General features: G+C 73.0%; 4 protein-coding genes and 1 pseudogene. 2 read left to right on the forward strand and 3 right to left on the reverse strand.

Going from position 1 to position 5,428, the window contains the following annotated elements; translation table 11 throughout:
• Positions 1 to 494, forward strand: a pseudogene (locus tag CCN51_RS48765) (hypothetical protein); the annotation flags it as partial.
• Positions 495 to 1,136, forward strand: a complete 642-nt coding sequence (locus tag CCN51_RS48770; RefSeq protein ID WP_014173085.1) for a hypothetical protein — start codon at positions 495 to 497, stop codon at positions 1,134 to 1,136.
• A gap of 76 nt (positions 1,137 to 1,212) precedes the next feature.
• On the opposite strand, the gene CCN51_RS48775 is transcribed toward CCN51_RS48770, so the two are convergent.
• The 3 genes from CCN51_RS48775 to CCN51_RS48785 form a co-directional block, all read right to left on the reverse strand.
• Positions 1,213 to 1,506, reverse strand: coding sequence for a hypothetical protein (locus CCN51_RS48775; RefSeq protein WP_043488642.1), 294 nt, complete (start codon positions 1,504 to 1,506; stop codon positions 1,213 to 1,215).
• Between the two features lie 5 nt (positions 1,507 to 1,511).
• Positions 1,512 to 3,626, reverse strand: coding sequence for an ATP-binding protein (locus CCN51_RS48780; RefSeq protein WP_014173087.1), 2,115 nt, complete (start codon positions 3,624 to 3,626; stop codon positions 1,512 to 1,514).
• A 5-nt stretch (positions 3,627 to 3,631) separates the two neighbouring features.
• A partial coding sequence (locus CCN51_RS48785) for a hypothetical protein (protein ID WP_086861079.1) occupies positions 3,632 to 5,428 on the reverse strand: 1,797 nt, incomplete at its 5' end.

Here is a 5,428-nt window from a genome sequence, read left to right on the forward strand (position 1 = left end):
TGCGCGGGCCAGGCGCGCGCAGCAAACGCCACGTGGCGTACGCGATCATGCTGCAGTCGCAGTCGATGGCGAACGCGCAAGTACTGGCCAACGAGCTCTTCCTGGCGAATCAAGGATTGGGCCTCCCGGCCAAGAACTTCGTGCAGATGACAGTCTTCTCTCATGTGGAGGCCGTCGTCAAAATGATGGTCGACAACCCGGACCTGAAGGTGGGCGACCCGAAAATCCAGAAAGCCATCGACGCCATGGAAAAATCGGTCCGGGAATACCTCGGAGAGAAGATCCCGCCGAAGGCAGACCGCAAGTCCGGGGATCAAAGGCTGCACGACATCCTGGTCAGGGCGGAAGCCATGACGCGCGAGATCATCACCGCATTGACGGCAGAGGAACTCAAGAGCGTCTGGCGGAAGCTGTCCCTCCTGCTGAAGGAGGCACAGGCCGAGGCCAAGAAAAACGCGGAAGCGGCGAAGCACAAGAAAGCGGGGAAAAGGTAAGTGGACGAGTCCGCGCTCCGGCAGCTGCGGGCGGAGGCGTCTCGCGCGGACTACGCCTCGATGGCCCGTCTGGCGCACGCCCTGTACGAGAACGGCCTGTCCGTGCCGGAGGTCATGCGCGAGTGCTACGGGGTCGACCTGCCGACGGAGTTCCTGGTACTCGCCGAGGCCGACCTATGGCGTCTCGACCTACTGCTCGTGTGTACCCATCAGCCGTGGTGGCTGGCCGTCCCGCCGACCCGGGGCGGCCCTGTGGCCGCCCCGGATCCACCCACCGGGACGGAGCGAAAGCTCCTCGCGCTCGACCCCGATCTCCTGCCCCTCGGCTACACGCTCGGCACGAACAGCCCACCCTGGGAGAACAAGGAGGTGCTCTGCTACCGGCTCTCCGAGCTCGCCGCAGGTCGGCCGACCGTCTTCAGGCTGCGGGAGAAGTCCACTCGTCGCGACAAGGTGAAGCGGCGAGGCGAATCCCTGATGACGGTGCTGGAGGAACTCCACTTGGAGGAACTGCGCGAGACGGAGCGTCAGATGCGCGACTGGGACGTCGGCGCCGAGGAGGAGCTTGTGGGGGCTGCACGGGAATTGGTCGAGCGGGTCGAGGAGCTGCGGCGCAAGGTGGCGGCACGCGAGGCGCGGTGAGCGGGGCTCGGCCCGTGGAGGCGCCGCCCTCACCCGGCGGGCGTTGTGTCGCGCCGGGGTCTGGCCAGCTGCGGTCTCACCGAGTCGGGGCGTCCTCCCAAGGCGACTTCACCGGCACGAAGAACAGCCGTACAGCCGGGGCCGCCTGCGCGGCCGCTTTGGTTGTGGCTGCGTTGCCGAGCTGGTCCTGGGCAGCGGGCGGTGACATCTTGGCCAGCGCGTGCATGCTGTGGGCCATCGTCGCGTTGCTCACCGGCACCGGCGCCGGAGCCGGCACCTGACGGGTGGCCATCGCCGTTTCCTGGGTGCGCGCCGGTGGGACGGGAGCCACCAGCCGGTGGAGGGAGAGCGGGGGTTCGGTGGGCAGCATCTGGGTCACCCCGGGGTTCCGTCGTCGAGCAGTTGGGCGTGCGAGCCTAGTTCGGTCGGGCGGAGGAGGCGGGCCTCGCGCTGGAACTGCCGGGCTACGCCGCGGACGATGTGGCGCATTCCGATGGTAGCGCTGTCGCCGTCCGCCGCGGCGAGGGCGGCAGTGCGGGCCGCGGAGGTGATGGCGGCGCCGGTCATGTCCAGGCGGGCCAGGGCGTCGAGGTCCACGTCGGAAGCCAGCGGGGCCTGTTCGGGGAAGGCGAGGCGCCACAGTCTGCGGCGTTCGGCGGCGGCCGGGCGGGGGAAGTGGACGACGAAGTGGAAGCGCCGGGTGAACGCCGGGTCGATGTTGTCCTTGAGGTTGCTGGTCAGGATCACCAGGCCGTCGCTGGTCTCCAGGCGCTGCAGCAGATAGCCGACTTCCAGGTTGGCGTACCGGTCGGTGCCGTGCTTCACCTCGCCGCGCTTGCCGAACAGGGCATCGGCCTCGTCGAAGAGCAGCACCGCGTGGCTCTCCTCGGCCTGCCGGAACGCGGTCTCCATGTTCTTCTCCGTCTCCCCCACCCATTTGGAGACGACCTGGGCGAGGTCCACCTTGAGCAGTTCCAGGCCGAGCATGCCGGCGACGATCTCGGCGGACATGGTCTTGCCGGTTCCGGGTTCCCCGGTGAAGAGCGCCTTGACCCCGCCGTGTCCGGCACGGCGGGCGAAGCCCCAGCTTTCGGCGATCCGGGGCCAGGCGCGGAAGGCGGAGGCGATCTCCAGGATCTGGCGGAACTGGACTTTGGGCAGGACCAGGTCGTCGGCGGTGCGCCGGGGCAGGATCGAGTGGACGGCGCTGCCGCTGCGACCGCGGGTGACGGTGGCGATGGCGGGTTCGACGTGGTCGGCGACCGGCTGCGGGTGTCCGTTGCCGGCCAGGCGTGCTCCGGCGTCGGCGACCCGGGCGACGGCGCGCAGTTCGCCGCCGCTCATGCGGTACCGGACGGCGAGGTCTTCGAGGAGGGTTGTGTCCAGGTCCGGGAGCGCGGCCGACCACATCGCCCGGCGGTCGGTGAAACCGGGGACGGGGACGGTGAGTTCGGCGTACGCGCGGGAGGCGAGCAGGCCCGCAGGGCGCCAGGGCTTCAGACCGGTCAGGCACACCGGCACCCGCGAGCGCGGCAGTGCGGCGGACAGCGCGGCGGCGCGGTGCCGCTGTGGCTCGCCGTGCAGATCGTCGGTGGGGATCCACAGCACGGCGCCCAGCGCGGCGGCCGTCCGCAGATCGGCCTGGGGGTCGGCCTCGGGATCGGCGGTCAGGGTCCGCAGCGGCGCTCCCGCGGCACGGGCCAGCGCCTGTACGGCGTCGAGCTGGCCGTCGGGCGGGCAGCCCCACAACCCGGCCAGGTCGATGTCACCGGAGCCCAGCGCACGGCCCAGCCGGATGAGCCGGTCAGAGGACAGATACGGGGACAGTACGCGCGGCTCCGGCGGCGCGACCTCGCCGGGGTCGTGGCCCAGCAGGCCGACGTCGCTGCCCCAGCCCAGCAGGAAGTCCAGCACCCCGGGGCCGAGGACCAGCTCCTGGGCGAGCCCGACCGCGGCCTCGCCGTGCGCGCGCAGCAGACCGTACCGGCGCAGCGGCCCGGCCGGGCCGAGGGCGCGGCGCAGCGCGAGGCGGGCCGCCGAGCCGTGCGCGCCCACGCTCACCAGCAGTTCCACGCTCGGCAGCCGCCGGTTCAGGTTGTCCACGATGTAGGCGTAGATCCGTTCGTAGCCGCGGTCCAGTTCGACCGCCGCGGCCATGAGCAGCGCGTCCTGTTCGGCGCGGGTCAGGCCGAAGCGGGTGGCGAGCGCGTCCAGGGGCAGGGTCGTGCCCTCGGCGGACGCGCGCCGCCTCAGGTCCCGTTCGGCTTCCGGCTCCGTCGGTCGGGGCTCGTACGGCTCGGCCATGGTGTCGGTGAAGGCGTGCACCTCGCCGAGCAGCACATCGACCTGTTCGTCGGTCACGCAGTACGGCGTGAGGTCCGGCCGGGTGAGCCGGGCGGCGAGCCTGGCCTGGCGCTCGACGGCGGCTCTGAGGGCTTGGTGCAGGTCCGCCAGCCTGATCCGCAGATGCTCGACCGCTGGTTCGCCCATGGCTCTCACCCGGCCGAGAAGGTCAGGGTCCGGCCGTTCAGCCAGACCACGTCGGGCACATCGGCGAGCAGACCGCCGCGCAGCAGGTCCGCGTGGCGCCGGCCCATCGGGACGCGTACCCGGACGGCCGCGGGCTCGTATCGCACCGTGGCCTCCAGGTCGGCGAAGCGGCTCAGGGCCGACAGCGGATCCGGGGTCTCGCGGTCGCGCCAGAGCGTCCAGGCGATGGTGGCCAGACCGAGGGTTGCGGCCAGGGTGACCGTACGCTCCAGGCCGCCGTCGGGCGCCAGTGGTACCGCCCGGCGCTCGCCGACCAGCGCGGCGGCCAGGTCCGCGAACCGCTGTGCGTGGGCGGGGAGTTCCGCGGCGAGGCGTACGTCCGGGGCCGTGCCCTCGGCGGTCCACAGCGGTGTGCGCCAGGGCAGCCGCGCCACCGGATCGCCGCGCAGCGGCCGTACGCCGGTCAGGAACAGCACGCCGGCCGCGGCCAGTTCGCGCAGGGTGCCGGGGGGCAGGGGGCCGTCGCAGAGCAGTACGGGCGGGTGCCCGCACGCCTGCCAGTACGGCAGCAGCCCGGCGGCTTGCGCGGCCCAGGCGATCGGGAACATGCCGTGGGCGTCGACAAGGAACAGCCCATGGTCCGTCCCCGTGATCAGGAGCGGATGGGCGGGGTCGTGGCCGCGGCACACCGACAGCGCCAGTACGCCGTCGAGGACCGGGAGCGCGGGGCGCACCTGGCGGGCGAAGGCGGCCAGCCGCTCCTCGGCGACGGGTGGCTGGAGGCCGGCGAAGGCGGCCGCGGCCTCGCTGTCCCGGTCGGCGCGGCGCCAGCCACGTGCGGTCACGCCCAGCACTTTGTAGCCCAGGGCCGCCGCGAACAGCGGTGCCTGGTCGGCCAGTTCGACTCCGGCCAGTGCGGGGCCGATGGCGTCGAGGTATCCGATGCGTGCCAGTGGCCCGGCGAGCAGGAAGGGCAGCGCCGACCACACCCGTACCTCGCCGGTGGTGCGCACCGGGTTGGCCGTACGCACCTCGTCGGTGGTACGCGTCTCCCCCGGCGGCTGATCCGCGGTGTGGTCGTACGGGCCGCCAGGGCCCAGGGACCGCGCCAGCCGTACCGTCTCCTCGCGGTCCGCCGACGCCAGGTAGTCGGCGAGCAGCCGGGGCAGGTCCGCCGCTTCGGCGCCCGCGACCGCGGCGCGCAGCCGCTGGGGCAGTGCCTCGACGGGCCGGGACCGGGCGGCGGCCAGGCCGTGCGGGTCGGCGGGCGGAGGGGCCGCCGCGAGGGCGCGCCCGACGAGTTCGGCGAGCAGCCGTGCGGCCGGGGCCGCCGTGTCGTCGACGCCGAGCACGGCGCGCAGATACGCCCGCACCGACTCGTCCGGCAACAGTGCCAGCAGCGCGTCCAGTTCCCCGCGCTCCGCGAGTTCGGCGAAGAGCACGGCGGCGCTCGGGACGGTCCACGGGTCCGGCGCCGCCGCGAAGGACTCCTCGAGGGACATGGCGTCGGCGCCGGACGCGTCGGCGGGCAGTTCCACCACCGGCACCGGCGCGAAGTGCACCTCGACGGCCGGCCCGCCGCCCGCGGGCCGGCCGGGCCCTCCGGGCCGGCCCGGCCGGACGGTGACGGTAAGCGGCTCGGTGATCTCCACGTCCGGCCCGTCTCCCGCCAGCCGCTCGGCGAAGTGGTCGGCCAGCAACTCGGGCAGGGCATCGACCACCTGGCGGACCAGGCCGCGTGGATCGGGCCCCCAGCTCCACCCACCGCGCCGGACCACCGTCACGGTGCACCGGTGCACCGT

Source organism: Streptomyces milbemycinicus (assembly GCF_002154605.1).
Lineage (GTDB): Bacteria > Actinomycetota > Actinomycetes > Streptomycetales > Streptomycetaceae > Streptomyces > Streptomyces milbemycinicus.

Coding starts and splice junctions, on each gene's coding strand:
- CCN51_RS48775 (WP_043488642.1), bottom strand. CDS start 1,506: ATGCTGCCCACCGAACCCCCGCTCTCCCTCCACCGGCTGGTGGCTCCC.
- CCN51_RS48780 (WP_014173087.1), bottom strand. CDS start 3,626: ATGGGCGAACCAGCGGTCGAGCATCTGCGGATCAGGCTGGCGGACCTG.